Origin of the sequence: Fuerstiella sp., from assembly GCA_022447225.1 — a bacterium.
Taxonomy (GTDB): Bacteria; Planctomycetota; Planctomycetia; order Planctomycetales; family Planctomycetaceae; genus S139-18.
In genome coordinates this window covers 105,886-128,792 of record JAKVAZ010000007.1, presented here as the reverse complement: position 1 = coordinate 128,792, position 22,907 = coordinate 105,886, and the positions used below count along the sequence as shown (strand labels likewise).

Annotated in this window: 15 protein-coding genes; 4 read left to right on the top strand and 11 right to left on the bottom strand. The window is 53.4% G+C overall.

The features are described from left to right. Nucleotides 1-216 precede the first annotated feature (216 nt). Together MK110_08035 and MK110_08030 are read right to left on the bottom strand one after the other, a co-directional pair. Nucleotides 217-1,494 carry a DUF1501 domain-containing protein gene (locus tag MK110_08035; GenBank protein ID MCH2211238.1) on the bottom strand — a complete coding sequence of 426 codons (1,278 nt, stop codon included), beginning with the start codon at nt 1,492-1,494 and terminating at the stop codon, nt 217-219. A gap of 86 nt (nt 1,495-1,580) precedes the next feature. Next, nucleotides 1,581-3,203 carry a DUF1549 and DUF1553 domain-containing protein gene (locus MK110_08030; protein MCH2211237.1) on the bottom strand — a complete coding sequence of 541 codons (1,623 nt, stop codon included), beginning with the start codon at nt 3,201-3,203 and terminating at the stop codon, nt 1,581-1,583. Nucleotides 3,204-3,590: 387 nt separating this feature from the next. Here MK110_08030 and MK110_08025 point away from each other — a divergent pair, with 387 nt between their 5' ends. Both MK110_08025 and MK110_08020 read left to right on the top strand, forming a co-directional pair. Next, nucleotides 3,591-4,532: an NAD-dependent epimerase/dehydratase family protein gene (locus MK110_08025; GenBank protein MCH2211236.1), complete on the top strand. Its 942-nt coding sequence runs from the start codon at nt 3,591-3,593 to the stop codon at nt 4,530-4,532. Between the two features lie 234 nt (nt 4,533-4,766). Further along, nucleotides 4,767-6,341, top strand: a complete 1,575-nt coding sequence (locus MK110_08020; protein ID MCH2211235.1) for an Hsp70 family protein — start codon at nt 4,767-4,769, stop codon at nt 6,339-6,341. A 73-nt stretch (nt 6,342-6,414) separates the two neighbouring features. Here MK110_08020 and glgA read toward each other — a convergent pair whose 3' ends face one another. Further along, nucleotides 6,415-7,938, bottom strand: a complete 1,524-nt coding sequence (gene glgA / locus MK110_08015; GenBank protein ID MCH2211234.1) for a glycogen synthase GlgA — start codon at nt 7,936-7,938, stop codon at nt 6,415-6,417. Nucleotides 7,939-7,961: 23 nt separating this feature from the next. Between glgA and MK110_08010 the strand changes: the two genes are divergently transcribed. Continuing rightward, a complete protein-coding gene (locus MK110_08010) occupies nt 7,962-8,135 on the top strand; it encodes a hypothetical protein (GenBank protein ID MCH2211233.1) in 174 nt (57 codons plus the stop codon). A gap of 87 nt (nt 8,136-8,222) precedes the next feature. Here the strand turns inward: MK110_08010 and MK110_08005 are convergent, their stop codons facing one another. From MK110_08005 to MK110_07975, 7 genes are all read right to left on the bottom strand, one after another. Then, a complete protein-coding gene (locus MK110_08005; GenBank protein MCH2211232.1) occupies nt 8,223-8,732 on the bottom strand; it encodes an acetolactate synthase in 510 nt (169 codons plus the stop codon). Next, the gene (lptB, locus tag MK110_08000; protein MCH2211231.1) at nt 8,732-9,496 is read right to left on the bottom strand and encodes an LPS export ABC transporter ATP-binding protein; all 765 of its coding nucleotides are present in this window, start codon (nt 9,494-9,496) and stop codon (nt 8,732-8,734) included. The genes MK110_08005 and lptB overlap by 1 nt, the downstream gene beginning before the upstream one ends. A gap of 50 nt (nt 9,497-9,546) precedes the next feature. After that, nucleotides 9,547-11,433 (bottom strand): signal peptidase I, encoded by a 1,887-nt coding sequence (gene lepB, locus MK110_07995; protein ID MCH2211230.1) that lies wholly within the window; start codon nt 11,431-11,433, stop codon nt 9,547-9,549. A gap of 184 nt (nt 11,434-11,617) precedes the next feature. After that, entirely contained in the window at nt 11,618-13,417 is a 1,800-nt protein-coding gene (locus MK110_07990; GenBank protein ID MCH2211229.1) for a S26 family signal peptidase, read from the bottom strand. After that, entirely contained in the window at nt 13,417-14,202 is a 786-nt protein-coding gene (locus MK110_07985) for a hypothetical protein (GenBank protein ID MCH2211228.1), read from the bottom strand. The genes MK110_07990 and MK110_07985 overlap by 1 nt, the downstream gene beginning before the upstream one ends. 125 nt (nt 14,203-14,327) lie before the next feature. Then, on the bottom strand, nt 14,328-18,425 hold the full coding sequence (hrpA, locus tag MK110_07980; GenBank protein MCH2211227.1) for an ATP-dependent RNA helicase HrpA: 4,098 nt from the start codon (nt 18,423-18,425) through the stop codon (nt 14,328-14,330). A 586-nt stretch (nt 18,426-19,011) separates the two neighbouring features. Further along, nucleotides 19,012-20,199, bottom strand: a complete 1,188-nt coding sequence (locus MK110_07975) for a tetratricopeptide repeat protein (protein ID MCH2211226.1) — start codon at nt 20,197-20,199, stop codon at nt 19,012-19,014. A 246-nt stretch (nt 20,200-20,445) separates the two neighbouring features. Between MK110_07975 and MK110_07970 the strand changes: the two genes are divergently transcribed. Continuing rightward, nucleotides 20,446-20,955 carry a thermonuclease family protein gene (locus tag MK110_07970; protein MCH2211225.1) on the top strand — a complete coding sequence of 170 codons (510 nt, stop codon included), beginning with the start codon at nt 20,446-20,448 and terminating at the stop codon, nt 20,953-20,955. Between the two features lie 494 nt (nt 20,956-21,449). Here the strand turns inward: MK110_07970 and MK110_07965 are convergent, their stop codons facing one another. Continuing rightward, nucleotides 21,450-22,721 carry a PQQ-binding-like beta-propeller repeat protein gene (locus MK110_07965; protein ID MCH2211224.1) on the bottom strand — a complete coding sequence of 424 codons (1,272 nt, stop codon included), beginning with the start codon at nt 22,719-22,721 and terminating at the stop codon, nt 21,450-21,452. Between the last annotated feature and the right edge of the window lie 186 nt (nt 22,722-22,907).

Here is a 22,907-nt window from a genome sequence, read left to right as displayed (position 1 = left end):
AAACCGGCTTAATGTCTGTGCTAACAATTGTATCCACTGGTTTGAATTTCAACGGTCGTTTTCTCGGCGGCTCCGCACTGTTACCGGACCGGTGCGTCGGCAGGGATACCACGGCATCACAATCAGCCAGACCGAAGCACTGACCTGTTGAAAATGCAGATGTACAAATCGTGTCTCGATATTTCCGGTCCGCAATGAACCGGAACATCACCGGTATCAGCTCACAAGTTCCCTGACAGGCGTACCGCCGTTGGCCAGTTTCATGGGACGACCTCGTTTTGATGTGTAGACGGTGTTGAGTGGAATTCCGAGTACATGGGCAACGGTGGCCCAGATGTCACCTGGCAGGTACGACTGACTGCCGTCTGCAATTCCAACGCCGTCCGAATCTGTTGCCCCGATTACCTGACCGTTGTTGAGTCCTCCTCCACCCAGAAGAGTTGTCCAGCTGGCAGCCCAGTGATCGCGTCCCGCATTCTGATTGATTCGCGGCGTCCGCCCGAATTCTCCCATCCACACCAGCACAACATCGTCCAGCATGCTGCGCTGCTTCAGATCCTGAACAAGTGCCGAGAGGCCCTGATCCAGTTGCGGAAGACGCTGATCACGAAGTGTCCGAAATACGTTCTGGTGGAGGTCCCATCCGCCCATATTCACCTCGATGAACGGGACTCCAACTTCAACCAGTCTTCGGGCCATCAGCAACCCTCGTCCAAATGAATTCTGTCCGTACAGTTCTCTGGTTTGCGAAGATTCCTGTTCCAGTCCAAGGGCCGCGGAGGCCGAATCCGCATTAAAGGCAGCCATCTGCGGAGAAGTCATCAGGTTCACAGCATTCCGATAGACGCTCAGGTGGTCTTTAGGCAAATCACCACGGCCGGATCTAATGAAACTCTTTTCCACTTCTTCGAGCATTGCAAGTCGTCCGGGAAGCCTGCGCTTGTTCTCATCAGATGGTGCATTTTTGATACGTCCCGAGGAATCAACGACAAACGGAGCGTGTGCCATTCCCAGAAACCCGGCATCACCCGATGTTCCACCAATCGAAACGAATGCGGGAATTTCAAGTGAATGAGATCGCTGACTGAACTGATAGCTCACGATCGATCCAAAGGTGGGATGAGTGACCGTGGGATTTGGGACGTAAGATGTGTGCATGTAGTACCGACCGCGGCTGTGATCCGCTTCCCGTGTACTCATGGACCGTACCAGCGAAAGATCCTGAAAGACTTTTGCCGTCTCCGGCATGTGTTCGCTGATCTGCACTCCCCGAGCGGCCGTCTCGATCGGTTTGAATTCTCCGCCGTTTTTTGATCCCGGTTTCAGATCAAAGATATCGATGGACGGAGGCCCGCCGCCCATCCACATGAGAATACAGGCCTTTCGACGAGCCCGCACGGTATCGGCGTGGGTCGTAACGTGCGACAGAAAATTCAACGCCGGAATGGCAGAGACGGCAGTGGCTACATGTTCCATGAAGTGTCGACGCTTCATGCCGCAGTTATTCCGGATCGCCATGGCAAACTCCGATGTCAATCGTCGGTCAGAAAAAAAATGATCAGGGTGATACCAAATCGATACTAATGCACCATGATGAACTCATTTGAGTTCAGTAAAGCCCAAAAGAGATCCTGAAACGCGGCAACCTGACCGGTTCTGCCGTACGCTCGAAACAAACGCCGTGCTCGAGAGATTTCGCTGCGGGTCGGATGACGACTGAACGCTGCCAGATACAGCTGCTGCAGCTTCTTCCCTTCAGAATCCGATCCGGTGAGCACCTGATGTAAAAAACTTCCCTGTTCTGCACTCACGGCCTTCTCTGACAGTTCACTGTTCATCAGCATCATCGCCTGAGGAATCGTGCCGTTGAAGGTCGTCGCCTCGTCGTTTTCATCGTTGTCAAAGGCAACAACAAACTGCTGCATCCAGCGTCTGCGCTGTTTCTCCTGTGTGTCCCAGCCGGTGTTACCCGACTGGTGGGCTCTGGTCGCAACAATCAAAGAATCATATAACTGTTCTGCCTGCATGGATTTGAGATAGGCATGACTAAACAAAGGCATCTCACCGGCAGATGGATTATCCATCCGGTTATTGTCACTCAGTTTACTGGTGAGTGAATACGCCTGGCTGCTGGTGATCCAGCGAATCAACTGCCTCACGTCATAATCGGCAGCCGCAAAATCGGCGCCCAGTCGAATCAGCAGGTCGGGATGCGAGGGAGGGTTATGCGGACCCAGATCGTCCACCGGACGAGTAAATCCGTAGCCAAAGAAATGAGCCCACATCCGGTTCACAAACGCCTGAGCAATCAGCGGTGAATTACCGTCTGCCGGCTCCATCATCAGCCGTCCAAATTCGGCGCGGCGGTCGTCCGCTGCCGGATCGACTTTGCGTCCCTGGAACTCCGGAAACGCGACCTGCATCAAACCGTTTCTTTTCTCGAAATACACCGGTCCCTGAAAGACACCACGAACGACTTCCGAGTAATCATCTACCAGACGCCCGGACTCGGGATCCTGGCGACGACGATCAATGCGGCGTACCTGACGGAAGAAACTGTTGTACTGCCAGAACTGGCTTTGCTGCCAATTGTTAAACGGATGGTCATGGCATTGAGTACACTGAACCTGGATTCCCAGGAACAAACGAGTCGTTCTGGCCGTCAACTGAACGGCATCATCAGGTGTTTGAGTTTGAGCCAGAATGTAGTTGACAGCTCCGTTTTCCTCGAAATGTCCCTCCGCCGTAACCAGATCCCTGACAACCTCGTTCCAGGGACGCCCTTTTGCAAAAGTTTCACGGAAGAACTTCTCCAGTGCGTTCCGGCTGACACGTCGCGGAGTTCCCCGGCCAATGCATGCATTGGTCCAGATCGACGTAAAGTTGCGAACGTAGTCATCCCCCCCCAGCAGCGACTCGATCAGAACTGATTTTTTGCGAGGATCCCTGCTTTCCAGCCAGTCAGTGGTCTCCTGCAGCGACGGTATTCGTCCGGCGACATCCAGATAACTTCGCCGGACCCATTCTTCATCCGTTGCGGGACCGGACGGCTTGACTTCATTATCATCCCACGCCTGTGCGATCTGCTGATCGATGAAGTCCACTGTGGAAAGCACCGGCTCTGCCGCCCGCACAGAAGGCGCCACAGGTATCGCCAATCCCAGTGTGATCATCATCCCCACGTTGAAGAAATACAAAGACATGAGAACCTGACTGTCAAAACGGCTGAGCGGAGCCGGTCTGGAGCATTTGATATGAATTGAACGGGTCTCAGCTGATGGCAGCCTCATGAATAACCGAAATCCCACTCAGTTCTGAACAAAATACTCGCTTCACTGCGGGATTTGTTCGTCCAAATCCGGGCATTCAACCCGGATTCATGAAAATTATGAATGAACGGACAGGCAAGGGCTTCACGGCAAGAGAAATGCAGTCCAGGATGCCGAGAATTCAGCACGACGCGACTGATAATATCGCGAAATACGTTGGGGGGCACTGACCGGCAGTCCTTACGGTCTTCTGTTCCCGTCCACTGCATCCGGCCAGTTCAGCAGACACCCTGCAAAAATGCCAGAGGAGACGGATGAATTATGCGAATCTTGATTACCGGTGGCGCAGGTTTTATCGGCAGCCATGTGGCTGACAGGGTGCTGGAGTGCGGCTATGAGGTGGGGATAGTTGACAATCTTGCATCGGGTCACAGGGAAAACGTTCCGGAAAAGGCCGCTTTTTACGAAGTTGATATTTGTGATGTAAATTCGCTGAATGCAGCTTTTGCGGATTTTCGTCCGACCCACGTGAACCACCAGGCAGCCCAGGCAAGTGTTGCAGTCAGTGTGCGTGATCCTCAGATGGATGCATCCGTCAATATACTGGGATCACTGAATGTGCTGACGGCAAGTGTCGCCGCTCGGGTGGAACAAGTCGTGTTTGCCAGCACCGGCGGGGCAATCTATGGCGAAGTCCCTGAAGGTACACGTGCCGACACGGATACACTTCCTGTGCCTATCAGTCCTTATGCCTGCAGTAAACTGGCTGTTGAGAAATATCTGGAGTGTTTCCGTGTCGAACACGGACTAAACTACAGTATTCTGCGTTATGCGAATGTTTACGGACCTCGTCAGGATCCGCACGGCGAATCCGGAGTGGTTGCGATCTTCTGCAGTCGAATCATGGCCGGTGAAGAAATTCAGTTGAACGCGATGCGTGTCAGTGGAGACGACGGATGTATCCGCGACTATGTGTACGTCAGAGACGTGGTCAAAGCCAACATTGCCTCGATGGAGTGTCGGTTTTCTGATCCGGTACTCAACGTTGGCACGGGATCAGAAACTACAACACGCCAACTGGCCTGTATCCTGCAGGAGCATCTTGGAAAATCAGTGGATATCAGGCCTGGCGATCATCGCGCCGGTGACATCCGACGCAGTGTCCTCAACGGCGATCGACTGACTGAACTACTCGGTAAATTCGTGTCAATCGGTCCGGGTCTTGCTGAAACCGCCAAGTGGTTTCAACAGAGATCAACGTAACAGAGCAGGACGGACACCGAATTTGGTGGAAATAAAATATCTATCCCAGACGATTCTTCCGGCGTCTGACTACTTGCATCCTATTTGTCGCACCACCAGAATGGCAGACCTTCTCTAAATATCTGTGTCTGTACATCGAGTAATATATCAGTGCCCTGCTTCCAGGCTCCAGTTTGATCGTCTGACTCCCGAATCTGCACCACGCCCAATGTTATTAGGACCAAGGTAACGCTAATGAAGTTTCTCGAAGGCCAAACTGTCGGTATTGATCTTGGCACAACGTATTCTGCCATCGCACATCTGAATGATGACGGTGAACCTGAAGTGATCGACAACGCAGATACTCGTCCGATTACACCATCCGTTGTTCTGCTTGACGAAGACCGGGTCGTGGTAGGACCGTCTTTTGAAAGAATTTCCGTAGCCAGCCCGGACCAGGTCGTTGAAGCGGTCAAACGTGAAATGGGAAACAAGGATTACCATGTCGTTTACCAGAATAAAAAACTATCACCTGAATTCGTCTCCGCGCTGATTTTGAAGAAGATGAAACAGGACGCGGAAAAGAAAATCGGTCCGATCGCGAATGCCGTGATCACCGTACCGTATTACTTCAATGATGTCCGTCGAAAGGCCACACAGGATGCCGGTCGTATCGCCGGTCTGAATGTCGTTGACATTATCAATGAGCCAACGGCGGCAACCCTGGCGTATGCATGGGGCCAGAACGTTCTGGGACGCACCGACCTGAATGATGACGAACGTACCATCCTTGTATATGACCTGGGAGGCGGAACGTTCGACGTCACCGTGGTACGATATACGCCAACCGCGTTTCGCGTGCTTGCGACGGATGGAGATGTCATGCTGGGCGGACTCGACTGGAGCAAACGTCTGGCAGATCACCTCGTGGAACAGTTCAAACAGAAATACGATCTGGATCCTTCCACAGACCCGGAAACGATGATGACTTTTCATCAGGAAGCGGAAGATGCGAAACAGCTTCTGAGCACCCAGTCACAGGTCCCCATCAGTGTCTACTTTGAAGGAAAGACACTGTCCGTTTCACTTTCGCGTCCCGAGTTTGAACGTATGACGGCGGACATGCTGCAGCGAACCAAGGACACCACGGAACTGGTCATGCAACAGGCAGGCACCAAGCCAGGCAGTCTGGACGAAGTCATTCTGGTAGGTGGTTCGACGTATATGCCGGTCGTTGAACAAATGTTGAAGGAAGTCACAGGTCAGAACCCGTCCCGCGAACTGCTGCCTGAACGTGCGGTGGCGGAAGGCGCAGCAATCCACGCAGCGATCATGCAGGCCCGCAGCAGCGACGCGACCAAGATTCCGGAGGCGGTTCTGACACGACTGAAAAATGTCCGTACCAGCGATGTCAATTCACATTCCCTCGGAATCAAAATAACCGATCCTTCGGATCAGTCACGCAAGATCAACCACATCATGATCCAACGGAACACTCCGGTCCCGCATGAGGTCACGCAGCGATTCGGCACCAATTCAGACGGACAGCAGCGCGTGCATGTTGAAATTCTCGAAGGAGAAGCCGTTGACCCGGCAGCCTGTGAACTGATTGGCGATTTTCGAGTCTTTAACCTTCCGAAAAGTCTGCCGAAAGGTTCACCCATCGCCATCACCTATGCTTATGATTCCTCCGGGCGCATCGGCGCCAGCGCCAGAGAACTGACAGGCGACAATGAGGCATCAACGGAAATTGTTCGTGATGGCGGACTGGACGAAGGTTCGGTCTCGACTGCGGTAGACCTGCTGGATCAGGAATACGTCATCGAATGACCTCCGGTGGTGTTCCGTCAAAGACCCTGTTCACTGCAGCCGGTTGACTACGCCGACTGCGCTAAAACGGTTTTTACCGGCGACCGTCTTTACCACGTCCGTGGCGACGTTCGAGTGCCTCGTGGTAGACGTCGACATATTGCCGGGCACTGCGGGACCAGGACCAGTCACGGGACATGCCGGCAGCGACGATTTTTTTCCATACGGTTGGTTGCCTGAATGTGGTGACCGCACGTTCAATGGTTTCTGCCAGCCGGGTACTGCAGTAGTCATCGAAAACGAAACCCGTCGCAGATCCATCCGCCAGGGTTTCATCATTGGCATCGGTCACGGAATCAGCCAGCCCCCCAACTCGTCTGACCACCGGCACCGTCCCGTACCGCAAACTGTACATCTGGTTCAGACCACAGGGTTCGAAACGACTTGGCATAAGAAACACATCGGATCCGGCTTCGACCTGATGGGCCAGACTGTCATCAAAACCAATCACAACGGCAACACGCGATGAAAATCTTTCCGAAAGTTGCCGGAGTTGAGTCTCATATCGCGGATCTCCGGTACCAAGAATCACCAGCTGCAAATCCTGAAACAGCATGCGGCCGGATACTTCCACGATGAGATCGAATCCCTTTTGATCAGAGATTCGCGAAACCACCCCGAACAGAGGTACGTCCCTTCGCACCGGAAGACCCATTTCTTTCTGCAGATATTCTTTGCAATCCGACTTGCCCGGCTGAGGTGTCGCAGCCGAAAAACGAGAACACAGGTGAGGGTCTGTCTCCGGATTCCAGACGGTCTGATCGATCCCGTTTAGAATTCCGGTAAGGTCCGACCGTCGGTGTCTTAATAACCCGTCAAGGCCACATCCTCCCTCGGGAGTGCAGATTTCTCTGGCATAAGTAGGGCTGACCGTGGTGATCTGATCCGCCATAGCGATGCCGGTCTTTAGCAGGTTCAGATGCCCCTGATGCTCCATGTGATGCATCGAGAAGTACCGCCAGTCCATGCCGGTGAGCGGCATATCGAAATGCCAGAACTGTCCCTGAAACGACATATTGTGAATGGTTACGACCGATGCAGCATTTTCGAAACCCGGCCGACCGGCAAACTGAGAGTGCAGCAGCGCGGGGATCAACCCGGTCTGCCAGTCGTTGCAGTGAATAATATCCGGTCGTAGAACCATTTGACTGCAGACCTCCATGACAGCCCGGCTGAAAAAGCAGAACCGTTCACAGTTGTCCTCATAGCCTACTCCGTCTTCCATATACAACTGCGAACGATTGAAGTAACGATTCTGTGCCAGCAACAGAACTTTGACACCGGACTCCGGAAGTGTCGCCCAGCGGACAGTCCCCGGCACAGTCTCGCCGTTTATATTGACAGCGAATCGAATCCCGGTACTGGTAACGTTCGGCAGAAGATCGTCACGGCCGGACCGAATCGTTGCGTAGTCCGGCACGATGACGGTGACGTCGTGTCCCTGTTGATCAAGCGCACGTGCCAAAGCCGTCGTCACGTCAGCCAGACCACCGGTCTTAAACCAGGGGACCGCTTCGGACGCTGCCAGCACAATTCGAAGACGGTTGGAAGGAATCATGGCTTTTGCCGGAACATTCCGGCGTGTTTCTGGAGCTGTTCAGCCACATCAGGCTGGCAACAATACTCGTTCCGTCCCGTGTTGGCCTGGCCAAGGTCAAAAAAACAGGCGAATTGGCGACGGTCGGACGGCTGCGCAGTTTCAATCCCTTCAACCTGAAGCAATACACCCCGTCCCTCGCATCATCGGGCAGGTGAGCCTCACCTGAAACACACGCAGATCACCTCTTTGAATTTCTCACAATCCGGGGAGCCGCTGTGGACAGACTGCCGCTGTGCGCGGACTTAGCCAAAGTACTCATCGTATTCCAGCAAATCGTCTTCGGTCACAAGGTCATAATTCTGTTCATTGAGTACTCTCAGAGCTTCATCAATATTGTCCACGTAAACAGCAATCGATCCGCGTCCCATGCGGCGATACATCAGTGGATAAACATACTGCACGTTCAGCTCTGCCGACATCAGGCCGCTGCAGACGCTTGTATGCGGCTGATCCGTATCCGGCAGCAGGACACCAATCACATCTGTTTCAAACATCGTCAGGCCCGAAAATTCCAGCAACTCCCGTGAGCGCTCGTAATTGTTGGTAATCAGTCGCGCAATGGAACAGTCAGCAGAATCCACGATCGACAGTCCGATAATTCTCAGATCAGAACGTTCAACACGGCGCAACATGTTCTGGAGCGCGCCGACTTTGTTCTCCATAAACAGTCCAAACTGTCGCAAACAGGGCCAGTCACGTCCACGTGACGTCAATGGTTCAACGGGTGCATCATCGTCAAATCCTGAAGTCATCATCCCGCCTTCCGAAACGAATTCCTACTTTCAATGATTGATTCGGCATCGAAGCGTTTGCCAAAGTAACTGGAAATTGCGTCAGAATCACTCAGTACCGTTTCTGCGTTGCCCGATACGATGACCTGGCCGTCACAAATGATGTAACTGCGGTCAGCAATGGTAAGCAGTTCACGCTCGCGATGGTCAGTCATCAGGATGGCAATGCCCTGATCCTTCAGATTTCGAATGATGTCCTGAATGCTGTGGATTGTGGTGGGATCGATCCCGGTGAACGGCTCGTCCAACAGTATGATTTCCGGATCACTGGCCAGTGACCGGGCGATCTCCAGCCGACGACGTTCTCCGCCCGACAGAGAGCCCGATCGCTGACGAGCTTTGGACTCCAGGCCGAAATCATCCAGCAACTGTTCAACGCGTTCTTCGGCTTCGAACCGACTCTGTCCGCGCAGCTCCAGTATGGCAAAAATATTGTCTTCCACAGACAGCCGTGAAAATATACTTTGATCCTGGGGCAGATAACCCAGCCCGTGCTGTGCCCGAAGATACATTGGCCAGCGTGTTACATCTGTTCCACGCAGAATGATCTGTCCTTCCGTGGGCGCAATCAGTCCGCACGCCATCCGAAATGTTGTGCTCTTTCCGGCACCATTCGGTCCCAGCAGTCCGACAATTTCTCCAGGTTCCACGTCAAAATCGACGCCATCAACGGCACGCTTGCCTGGATAATCCTTAACGAGTCCTTCGCACCGCAACAGTGACATCTGAGATTCCTTCTCACCGGCCGCAACAGGTCACCCTGAGGCAACATCTGTCAGCGTATTTTCTTCATTCGTGACACGTTCGGATAAAACGGAAATCGATAACCGGGGTAATCAATTGCGACACCCGTTAATTTCCCCGATCTTTCGTCGTAGTACTGCTGTTTATGATTTGTCACTGCAAATCCCCTTCCTCCGTTCAAAAACGGAACGCCGTGCGGCCAGAACACATACAGTGCTTTTCCGATAAGGTCATTTTCTCGAACAGCATATCGGTGTCCCTCCACCCCCCAGCGCGGACGGTTGTAGAAATCAAACAGCCGACTGTCTTTGCTCCGCGGAGAGTTGTCACCGAACATTAGATATTCGTCGTCGTTCAGTTTGTACTCTGAGTAACGTCCGTTCCGTTTGTCAGATTTTTTAGATTCTGTGTAATAGTATTCCGCCCAGGCCTCCGGATCTCCCAGCTTTCGATGCAGAGCCCAGGGACTGCCGACTTCCTGTGACCGGGACGAAGCATGACTGCCGGTCGATGTAAAGTTTTCCTCCTGCGAAAACTGATAGGCGTCATTGCGATAGTAGATGTCGCGCTGCAGCACCAGGTCGTTCACAATCACCGTGGCATTGCGAACTGCAATCCCGCTTGGAACCGTATCTGCTTCACCAGGGCGATTTAACGGCACGTCGCCGAAGGACTGATGGATCAGCAGGGGTTGATCAAAGTTGACCAGGTCGCCGTCGATCCACAACAGAATCCGATTGTCCACATTGGCAAAACTGATTTCCCAGGAACCGACTCCCCGGATATCGCCGACAGCCGTTCCCAGCACATGAGGACGTTCGAGATCCCTGTCCTGGAGACGATTTACCCGGGTGATCTCAATATTTCCACTCACAGGATCAATGACACACCCAAAAGTATTTGGCCCTTCGATCAGTTCCAGACGTATGGCAGCATCGTCAGCAGCTTCAATCACGTCCAGGGTGCAGTTGACTGTCAGATCGCCAACCCAGTAAACATCCGTACGAAAACTATCCGCCCCTTCGCGCGGCTTCGCCACATTGAACCCGCAATAATCGGAAATCAGTGAGGCTCGAGGTGGCTCGATCCTGGCGTCCCCGCCCATGTTTGGACGCACAAGATGGCGATACCGAATCCAGTGCCACTGGTCATCAGCAGCAGTCGCCGTATACCGGCGCGTTTCACGGTCAGCTGTCCAGGCGTTTGGTGATTCCATCCAGCCTGCAATGGCCAACGGATCATCGGTGGATTCAATCGATGGTACCCAGCGTTCTGGAAACCCCTCGTCCACAAGATCGTACGGGGGATAACGGTCGTCATACACCAGTAGCTGAATGTCCCTTTGGATGGCCGGATCATCCTTTCGCAACATTTGCCAGGATTCGTCTTCCCCGCGACGCATCCATAAATCCCCCTGACGAACGCGAATTGTTTCCCCAGGCATCCCGACCAGTCGCTTGATATAGTTGACATGCCCTTCTTCAGGGTTCTTAAACACTACGACGTCAAACCGACTGTAGTTCATTACCTGCTTATTAACGATAATACGGTCACCGTTGAAAACGGGCGCATCAAACGCATCAACTTCAAGTCGGCAGTTGGGGCAAAGTGTTTTGTCAATACGAAAGTCCGGATACACATAGCCGGTGGAATCGTCGATCTCTGTAGACGCACCCACCCGAAATTCAAACTGACAACCCGGACAGGTGAGTTCCTTATGTCGCCCGTAAAGCGTTGGCGCCATAGAACCCGTGGGAATCACGTACGCTTCTGCCTGAAAGGTTTTGAACAGAAATGCGAGCGCAAACGCAATCGCAATCGACTCAATGGTCTCCCGGACACCCCCATCGTTTTGTTTGCTCCGCTTCGAGCGGATTTCCGTGTCTCCCAGATGTTTGCCGAGTTTCTTCTTTGACATGACATTTCTGCCGTGAGGCCCAGTGCTGCTTCTGTGTCCGGATGTCAGACTGACCGAAAAAATACGTAGTCCGTTTTCTATGAAGCATCGTGCACACGCGTCCTGACAATCCGAGAGTCCATCCAATCAACCCACGAACCCAGCTAAATCACAACACGCGGTGCCATTCGATAATCACGATCGACTACTGAATGTAACGAATTCGCTGAAAATCCGGTATCCGGATCGAAATCTCTCGTTTTCCGAGCTTCAGCCGTCCGGGACGTGACGGCAGATGAACGACAAACGGCTTACCAACCAGTAATCGATGCGGCACAAACGGTTCAACCCATGAACGACTGTCGTAGGACACGGGACTGTTATCCCCCTGAACAAAATACGAATCAGCCGCAATTTTACACTTCGTTTCCACAGCGTGCCGGCCACGACCCTGAGTATAATGCACGTCACGGTACATCTGAAGATCACCGATGCGCACCCGGCCACCGAAAACCATTAAGCCAAATCGTTGCTGTCGCTCAACAACTTCCGCATCAGCCCGAGCCGCCTCCGGGGAGAGCGGAACAAGAGTCCTCCGTGTTGATTTTTTCACAGAAACAGTATCGGCAGCCGGCAAATCCAGAGGTCGAAACACATTTTTTCCATCAATCGCAACCGTCAGCCTGTGATCAAAGTTCGACGCTTCAATCTCAAATCCGTTCGCTGCAGATTCCAGACGGGACGTTCTGAGAACCTCATCCGATCCCTGGGGAGTGAGCTCGATCCGTCCGGTCTTCATGTTCAGACGGACCAGATAAACCTGAGCCTCCACCGGAATTGAAATGATGATTTCAGCCGGCTGCGAATCGATTGTGATCGTGGCCTTTAGCATCATGTCGGAAACGACGTTCTCCGCAGACGTCACCGACGTATTGTACCCGTAGCGATCGGTCACCGGGGCCAGATGCGAAAGTGCCGCAAGACGATAGATGGCTCTGCGGAAAACATCATTCGTTGCGCTGGCCATCAGATCACTCTGCATCTCATCCGGCATCACCCCGTGGCATCTCAGAACCTGAGTCTGTTCATCAAAATCAAGACGGCGGATCCAGGAAACGGGGATCCCTTTGAACCTCTGAAGAAAGTCCGTCCAGTCCGGGTATGCATCCCTGACGGGCAGTGGTGTCTCCACCGTATGGTTGCCTCCAAACCATCTCCAGTGTCGAAATGACAAAACGTTTTCTGTGTGCTGAATACCATCTGCAGAACAGCACAGTTCATCCGCGTGAACAGTCCAGTTTCCCTCCATCCGCCAGGAAAGTTCCCAGTTCGGATCATCGGGCACATGACCGAGGTCGGATACAGGAATTCGCATATTCCGCTGCGTGACCAGATCTTTGCGGGCAATCCGACCATTGATAAAAACATCGCCGTCTATCACCTGCAACTCTTCACCAGGCAGCCCGACCACGCGTTTCACGTAAGCTTCGCCGGGTGACCCTGGATTGCAGAACACGACAGGCTCCCATCGACGCGGACGTCGAAAATCAAAGACATTTTTGTGGACGAGCAGCTGATCACCATGATTTCGAGGAACGCGGGCAATGTCGATATCGATTTGGCCACAGTTTGGACAGGATGTGTACACGTTTCCCGTATGAGCGTTTTCTGCGGACACTGACCCACCCACAGACTGATCGAAGCGAACTCCACAGGCATAGTTGTACTGGCAGGATGGACATTCAACGCGTTTATGAAATCCCAAAAGCACCGGAGCCATTGACCCGGTGGAGACAAGATAGCCTTCCAGGAAAAATCCTCGCAGAACGCTGAGAGTGATCACAAAGCAGATCGCCAGCTCCGCCATGCTGCGAAATCCGGTCTGGTCTTTGGCTGAGTGCGGGGCAACGGCCATGATTGATCTTGTGTTGAATCGATTGCGAACAATCGTTGCAGGATATTCTCCGTAACCGGTCCGTGCCGCCCCGTTGACATCAACAAACATCAGGACGAAACGACCTGATCATCGAACCGATCTGCCGCGGGGATCTGCTTTAGTTCTGCCGGCATTTGCCGAGTCATTATGGTTTCAAGTAATTCCAGCGCATCGGCAACAAATGATCCGTCCATGACACGATGATCATACGCAAGTGTGACTCGGCAGTCACCGTTTCTGTCAACAGGCCCGAACGTCAGGCAGCCGGTATGAATCGAGGGAGGAATCTGAATCTCGGTTTTTTTTCCTGAAAGGGTGGAAACGAAAAACGTTCCCAGACGGTCCGCCCGACGCGCCGTAGCGATGTGGATGTTCCACCACCAGATCAGACGTCGCAACACCGTGGGTAACCTGGCCAGCTTTGTCTGTTTGCGAAAAACCCTGGTCACCGGATCATCTCGAAAACGATCAATGTGCTGCTGAATGACCTCAAGTGTGAGAGATTCCGGTTCGCTGATCTGGCCCCAAAACAGCCACGGTTCATCCCTCCACCGACGATGGACGGTCAGAGTGGCAACATTCACAGGATGTTGATAGAGGTGAGAAACGGGCCAGCGATACCACGTTTGGCGTAACTCAGGACACTGCTGAGCCACCAAACCGAATGCCCGAATGAACAGGGCCGACCACGATATCCGACGTGGAGTCTCCGCACGAAATTCTGCCAGCTCGCTGAGTCGAAAGATTCTATCGTGCCCGCACAACGGCACCGAGCGATTAAACCACAGCAGATCACACGTCAGACGTCTCTGGTGAGGTATCCCCAGTCTTCGGCCGGTGCGTTTCTTCCCCATCACCATGTCCCTCCATGAGTCAACCTCCGCAGCATAGCAAACCGAACGGCATCCGAAGAGTTCCATTTCCTGAAGAATCTCCGCTGCCACGCCTCAGCAGTAACACCATTCAGAAAGCAGCCGAGCTAAGGGACTTTTTGCCAGTGTTCATCCAGTTTTTTTGCTGAAACGTCAATCGCAGTGCCGAGTTTTGGTGAATACTGCTGCACCCGAAATTCCTCCAGCATCCAGCGGTAATGTTCGAGCATTGGGTTGTCAGCCGAATTGTCTTCCTGCTGTCTGATTCTTCGCATCAGACGATCGGTAAAGGGAGTAAGTTCAGAAAACAGCTGCTGCTCAGTCGCCAGACCTCCGGAGGCCAGTCTCTGCAAACGATGACGAATACAGCTAAAATAACGGGGAAACTGCATGAGCCATGCCCAGGACGTTGTCGCCAGAAAATCAGCATTGACAAGTGATTCCAGTTGTTCCTTCATGTCCTGATGCAGAGATTCCCGGCCGGATGCGGACGATTCTTCCAGTAATCGTCGGGTACTGTGATAATCTTCAAACAGCGACGGCAGAAACCGAACAAATTCAGCCGACACGGTACTCAGTGCGTCACGGCCGTTTAATAAGCAACTGTCGAACTCCGATTTCGTCCGCGGTAATTTTTTTCCGGACAGGTACGCTCGTTCCACCATCAGCAGCTGCAAATGATCATGCAGCTGAATGCCGCGAATCGAGGACGCCAGCAGTTCGACACGGTGGAGATCTCCCAGATTACGGACACGTTTGCGGATCAGTCCGGCATCCTGAATCCTGCACAGCCGGCGCAGACCTCGCTTCAACACTGCCTGCGCCTGAGCCAGCGACTGACACAGTGTTAACGACACTGAATCAGTATCGTCACGAATCGCGGGCCACGCAGGCATATCAATCCCGGCACGCCGAACAGAGATACTCACCGGAATGTCAGAAAACTCCCACGCCCGGAATCCACGACGATGCCACTGTTTTTCAACTGCGGACAGTTTGATATCAACAGACGCCGCTGATGGCAATGTGTTCAACTGATCACGAATACCTGCCAGGCTGCACTGCTCCAGTATGCGTTTACCTGCTCTGTCCACAACATGAATCAGCATTTGCAGATGTTCCGGCAATTCAATGCTCTTCAATAAGTCTGCGGGGATGACCTCAGCACCAATTCGTGACAGGTGTCCGGCAGTCTGCTCCTCCAGAGCACCACTGCCGAACTCCAGCAGATCACAAATTTGCCGGGCGGTGTCCGGAACGGGAACAAACAGATGTCGGACACGTTTAGGCAGACCCCGAATGAGTGCCGTGACCTTCGATTCCACCATCCCAGGCACCAGCCAGCTCAGCTGGTCCTCCGTCAACTGGGGCAGGGCGTCAACAGGAACCGTTACCGTCACACCATCGGCAGCCTGTCCCGGTTTCATTTGGTAGGACAGTGGCAGACGAAGAGACCCCGCGATTAATTCGGCAGGAAACTCTTCTCGGCTGAGGTTATGCTGCTGCCGACTGACAAACTGGTCCAGAGACAGCATCAGTAATTCAGAGTTGTCAGAACCGGCTGACTGATACCAGTCTTTGAGTCGTTCCCTGTTGCTCACATGTGCCGGGATCCTGTCTGCATAAAATCTGAACAGAAATTCATCACCGGGAACCAGATCATGCTGACGCATTTTTGTCTGCAGCGTCTGCAGCTCCTTCAGCACATCAGCGTTGTTCTGTAGAAAACGAAAATGCGCAGCCCACGGAGGGCGTGTCCTGTCCGGAGAAGCGGGTCCCTGTTCACGTCCCGGTGTCAGCCGGGAACGAATCCCGGCGTCCAGCTGTTGTTCTTCTTCAGCAAATTGTGATTCGCGCTGTTCTACCGTTTCACCGTACAGCAAACCGAGTTCAACCAGACCATGCTGAATGAGCAGCTCACGGGATTTCGCGGAATCATGTTTGGCAAGGGAAACCCGGCGTCGAGGCACGATCGGTAGACCCCACAGACTAAGTTTTTCAAACGCCATTACATTCCCGGATTTTCCGTCCCAGTGTGGGTCAAGTATTTCCCGTTTCAGCAGATGCCCGGCAAGTGGTTCGACCCATTCCGGCTGAATTCGAGCGATTGAGCGGGCATATCGACGACTGGTTTCGATCAGCTCCCCGGCAACCAGCCATTTCGGTGGTTTCTTTGCCAGTGAGGATCCTGGCCACACTGTAAGTTTGCGTCCGCCGGGTCCGGTGAACTCACGTTCCCCCGTCTTCCACGCCAGGTTATTAAGAAAACCGGTAATCAGTGAACGATGAATCGCGGCAAAGTCGTTGCGGCGATCTTTTTTAGGATGCAGGCGGGCAGCCCGTCTGAGCTGTCTGTCTCCACTGTCGGCCAGCAGATCCCGCAACTGTCGATGAACATCAATCCATTCCCGCATTCTCATCCACGACAGAAAGTTGCGCCGGCACCATTTTTTCAGCTGATTGCCCGACAACTTTGCCTTGTTTTCGTGCCATGCGTCCCACAAATTCAGCCAGCTGAGAAAATCGCTGTCAGAGTGATTAAAGACAGCATGAGCTTCGTCTGCCGCCTGCTGCTGATCCAGAGGTCTCTCACGCGGATCCTGAATCTCCAGGGCGGAGGCGATGATCAGAATTTCGGGCGCAGCCTGTTCATCAACTCCTGCGAGAATCATCCGGCTGATCCGCGGATCAACCGGCAGAACCGCCATTCTTGTCCCGATCTTTGTGAGTTCGGCTTCCTGATCCCCCGTTCGAACGGCCCCCAGTTCCTCCAGAGTTCGATACCCGTCCCGAATCGTCGCGGGACGTGGAGGATCCAGAAACGGAAAGTCTTCAAGATTCCCCAGCTTCAGATACAGTGTTCGAAGAATTACAGCAGCAAGATTTGTCCGCTGAATCTCGGGCTGCGTGAACTCGTCGCGTTGATCAAAATCCTCTTCGGAGTAGAGGCGAATGCAGACCCCGGGACCAATTCTTCCACAGCGACCGGACCGCTGACGCGCTGACGCCCTTGACACCGGTTCAATCGGCAAACGCTGAATTCGTGAACGGGCCGAATACCGGCTGATTCGAGCGGTTCCCGTATCAACGACGGCGTGAATACCGGGTACCGTAACAGACGATTCTGCCACATTCGTAGCAAGCACGATCCGGCGATGCTGATACGGTCGAAAGACACGCGCCTGATCAGCCATCGACAATCGGCCGTACAGTGGAACAATCTGAGTTGACTGCCCCGTGGTGTCACCTGGCCAGCTTCGACCGCTGAGATGTCTGGCAGCTTCACGAATGTCTCGTTCTGTCGGTAGAAAAACCAGGACATGCCCGCGCGTCTCACCGGCCAGGCCGTCCACTGCACTCGTGACACCGTCCAGCCAGTCTCGCTCTGCAGACGGACCGTTCTCATCATCTGAAGACAACGGCTGATAACGTACTTCCACCGGCCATGTACGCCCCTCCACCAGCAATACGGGCACTTCGTGTTGATTCGTGGAGAAGAATTCGGCAAACCGTTCTGCATCAATGGTTGCGGAAGTAATAATCACACGCAGGTCGGGACGTTTGGGCAGCAAACGTCGCAGGTAGCCGAGAAGAAAGTCGATGTTCAGTGACCGTTCATGAGCTTCATCCACGATAATCGTATCGTACTGACTTAAAAACCGATCTGATTGTGTTTCCGCAAGCATGATTCCGTCCGTCATCAAACGAATCAGCGTTTCGGGACCGGAAGCATCATTGAAACGAATTCGATACCCTGCCTGCTGTCCCGGCCGGCACCCTAGTTCTTCAGACAAACGAACGGCAATCGAACGAGCGGCAATACGTCGAGGCTGAGTATGGCCAATCGTTCCCGCGATTCCACGACCAAGTTCCAGAGCAATCTTTGGAAGCTGAGTGGACTTACCCGAACCAGTTTCTCCACAAACAACGACAACCTGGTTATCTCGAATAGCATCCGCAATCTCACTGCGGTGTGCGACAACAGGAAGGTCTTCGGGCCAGGTGATTCGAGGAACAGACTGAATCCGTCGTTTGCGAAGTTGACAGGATTCTTCAAGACGTTCCCGCAGCTTGCGCAGGTTGCGATCGAACGGACGTCCCTGTCTCCGGGATCGCTCAATGGAACGCAGCAGTCGTTCCAGTCCGAACTGATCAGCCGTCATTGCCTGACGAATCTCGTCGTGGTATTTGTGGAGTGACGACATGTGTTTGAATGAAGATTCGCTGGTCGAGTGCGGAAGCGGCCCGGCGGGGTTCACTGTCGACCATCACCGATCATTCCCGGTCCGTTCACATCACGCCGAACGGCGCCTCTGTCATCGTGGCAACGCTTTCCGTCGGGCCTGTATTGTCAGCAAGTCTGTTTGCTATGTCGAGGTTATAGTCACTCATCGTTGTATCCTGTTGGTGGTCACACAACGGTACCCACATCAGAATCAGCCATGATTGCCTGCGAATAACGCAATGTTACTGATCCGGCAACATTCGAAGACCAGACCAGAAAGTCGGGTGGATTCTACCTGTCATCTGGCGTGATTCAAACGGCCTGACACAACCGAAATTTCGGGAATCAGTATCCTGTACAATGAACAACGGCAGACGCAAAACACGGACCGATTGTCACACCTCCTCACAAAACAGCAGAACGACACCCGCTCCTGCGCATCGTCAAAGCCTGATTCCAGAATTGCGCAGCCGAAGTGAGCGACTTCAGTGTTGCGATATCACTCAACGCTGTTTTGGTGGCGCCAGTCAGGCGTTGCCGCAGCCCGATATCTAATGTCAGGCTGATTATGGTTGACTGAACTCATGGAAGTCCGGCTTTGATCCTGCCGGTTGCATCCGGGCGGGCCCGGACCACTGTGGAGGTGACGTAGGTGCTTTTGGAGGCACGTTGTACGCGGGAGAATTCAGACCTGCTGACGGGTGGTACGCAGCAGCGGCACCGGATAACGTCCCCGCCATTGAAGAGACCGGCGAGCTTTGCGTACTCACTGCTGGTTGAACCCGAACAGACTGCCGGTTTGCTTCAGGAAATCCGGCGTAGGGAACGGACGGCCCTGAAGCTGCACGAATTTCAGTTGTGTCAAACGACTTTGTCCCGGGAACAGGTGTGGTTGCATCCATTTCCCCGTCGGGTGCAGGGCCGACATCCAGAGTAGCGTCCAGTTCTGCAAGCAGTTCACCCGCTTTATGCCGTGTGCGTTTGTCAGGATGCGAATCCATGGTACGTTCGAGCCACGACAGTGCTTCGGCTGAACGCCCGCGTTCGTGCAGAATAAATCCGATGTTGTAATACGCTGCTGAATCTCCGACCGCAAACTTCAAATGTGGGAGGGCCTGCTCCATCCGATCAGCACTGGCAAGTGCAAGACCCAGCTCATAACGGACAGTCTGATCCTCGGGAGCAAGGTCCACAGCCTTCGAAAAAGCCTGAATGGACTGGTCCCATTTTTCACGTTCGTTGTAGGTTCGTCCCAGTTCCAGCATAACCGTTGGATCTTGGGGATACTGTTCCTGAGCCGCCGTCAAAATATCACAACACTGTTCAAATCGGCCCGTTTCTCGTTCGACACGTGCAATACCCAGCCTTGCTGCCAGGCAATCCGGGTTTACAGTCAGGACCTCCTGGTATCGGGTTTTGGCTTCGGAATACTGACTCATGTCTTCTTTCCAGCGAGCGAAAGCCAGATTCGTTGATTCCGGATTCTTCAGTCCCTTGCTGGTGAATCCGCCACGAGACTTCTTAAATCCCGCGGACAATGAGGATTCATCCAAAACCAGCGAATCTTTGACGGGTTCTGACTTGGAGCGACCAAACCAACTGACATGACCGCCCCGCTGAGGCTGTGTATCTGCTTCCGTGCTGCTGAGTCCCACTGTTTGTCGGCCATTCGGTAATTTCCATGAACGCATGCTTCCGCAGCCGGTGACAGCGGAACAAACCAGAAGTCCGATGAAAAGATGGACACGTATCATGTTAGTGATCCTTCGTATCGGCATTGGCCGAACCGAACGGCAATTCGCAGGTTCCCTGTTGTCCTGAAAACAGACCGGGTCTAATCAAGAATCGTCGATATCGGGTCGTTGCCGCAGTGGAATGTGCCGACTGTCCATAAATTACGGAGAGAGTGTGTTGTTCCGTCTTCAAGGGATATAACTCACCATAAGTCGTCGGCAGAATCCGCCGGTGACTGGCAATCACGGAAGCTGACAGGGTCGCTGGTGACACGTCCATTCAGAAAACCGAGCCCGGCCATCCTGGCCACGGCCATTCTCGTCGGATTGCTGATCTGTCGACTGCCAAACTCTGTCGACAGCGAATTCGATGCTTCCCAATCGTCAATGGTTTACGTCACACGTGTGATTGACGGCGACACAGTCAAACTCGGGGATGGTCGCAGAATTCGATTACTGGGAATCGACGCCCCCGAACTGGGCTACAATGGCAATCCCTCAGAAGACGGAGCAATGGAATCATTGGAATGGCTTCGCCGCCGAATCGAAGACACAGACGTCCGGCTGCGTTACGGACCGGAACGGGTTGACCGCTACGGACGCACTTTGGCATGGATCTACCTGCCTGATGGAGAATTGATCAACAAAGAATTACTAGAAAGGGGTCATGCCCGGCTGGTTACGAAATTCGGACTGCCGGCTGACTTGTCCGCCGAACTCCATCAGGCGACTGCACGAGCACGAGTAAGAAATCGAGGGATCTGGAAAGACCATTGACTGGAAGACCCATATTTTTTAGATCCGCTGCATCTGATACCCCGTAATTATTCTGCGAGAACCCCGTTGTTGATTTTCTGCAGTAACTCCATTCTCCGACTGGTTCACCCGGATAATGATGATCTAAAGAATACCGATCGTTGCAGCGAACCCTCTGTCGGTAATCGGCCCGACGAACGCCGGAACGAAAGGATAGGGACGTGCGTTGACTTTTCCTGGATAAGCTGGAATGTCGATGCCCGTCACAGTGTCGGCCACAAGTCACAGTGTCGGCCACAAGTCACAGTGTCGGCCACAAGTCACAGTGTCGGCCACACCCCGTTTTGTCCGGAATCTGCCCAGGTGATTCGCAGCAATCAATTATTGCCTGTTTGAAAGACAGGCTGCTCCGAGTCGGCCCCGACACCAGGAACTGACCGAAACGACACGTTAGGCCCCCCCTGAACAGGGCGTGCCCGCGTTTAGTTCAACTGGCAACGTCTCCGGAGTTTCACTTAATTCTCACTCCGGGACGCATCGGCAACCTGTCGCTTCCCGATACAGTACAGGTGTTGCTCAGTACGAACAAAAAGTGAATTTCCGGCCGCAGAAGGACTCGCCATGAGTGTTTCGCCGTCGAGCGAGCTCGTTCCAAGAATTTCATATTTTCGGGCCGCCCGAACGATGGTGCAGACAGAGTCTTCATTAAAGAAATAGATGCGTCCACCGGCATAAAGCGGGGACGCTGAATAATCCCCCGGGAGCCTGTTTTTCCAGACGACGGCGCCCGTCCTGGCATCAAGACAGCTGGCGATTCCCTCCTGGTTCACTACGAAAATGAGGTCATCAACCAAAAGAGGAGAAGATCTCGCTGACATTCCCCTCTTCTGCTTCCAGATGATGTGACTTTCGGTGACATCACCTTTTCCATCCGGGCGGATTGCCCAGAGTTCAGGGTGGTCGTGGTCCATCATCACAAAGGCCATCCCGTGTCCGAAAACCGGTCGAGGAGCGATCGACCAGCCCCTGTGCCTGACCTTCCAAAGTTCTTTTCCGGTGTTCAGATCGTAGGAGATCACTGCTTTGGCACCGGGACTGACAAGCTGGTGACTGTCTTTCCAGGGAATCAGCGTAGGAGTGCAATAGGATTTCCGCTGGTTCGGCCGCACAGCGCTGTAGTCGGCAGAACGGGGCGTTTTCCAGACGTCTTTTCCGGTGGCCTTATCCAGAGCGATCACGTACTGAACATCCCTGCCGTCCATATTGATGACAACCAGATCGCCTGACAGCGCGATGGAACCACCCGGTCCGGCACCTTCCTCGTGGTCACATTTCAGGTCTCGCCGGGTCCAGACAGTCCGGCCTGTTGCAGTATCAAGACAGGCTGTTCCGTAGGTGCCGTAATGAAGGTAAATCCTGTTGTTCTCAATAGCCGGCGTGGGTGAAGCGTAGGAGTTGATCGCGGCAACACGCTGAGGCTCCTTGACATCAAAAACATGAAGGTCGTGAAGGATCTTTCCCGACTCTCTGTCAAGGCAAACAGCAAACAGTCGGTGTCCGCTTTTAAACGCAGTGGTCAGCCACACCTGGTTCTCCCAGATGACCGGAGACGACCATCCCAGATCGTGGACCTTCGTTTTCCAGGCGATGTTGGTTTCCTCATTCCAGCTCAGGGGCAGATTGCCACGGGCATGACCATCCGTGGTTGGTCCGCGAAACTGCGACCAGTTGTCCTGAGCCATCAGGGAACCGTTCAGAACCATCAGCAGGGTCAGAATCACTCGCATTTTTTCTTTCCTCGTACAGGCTTTCTGTGAATCCTTATACGGCAGAAGATTATAATACTACATCAGATATTCTGTTGTCCTGCCATTGATTTCCCTGTACCAGCCCGCCCCACCTTCCACAAAAAAACATTTGGTATAGCGCCTGACCAACCCGGATTTCTGTACAGCAGACACGGCCTGGTTCCA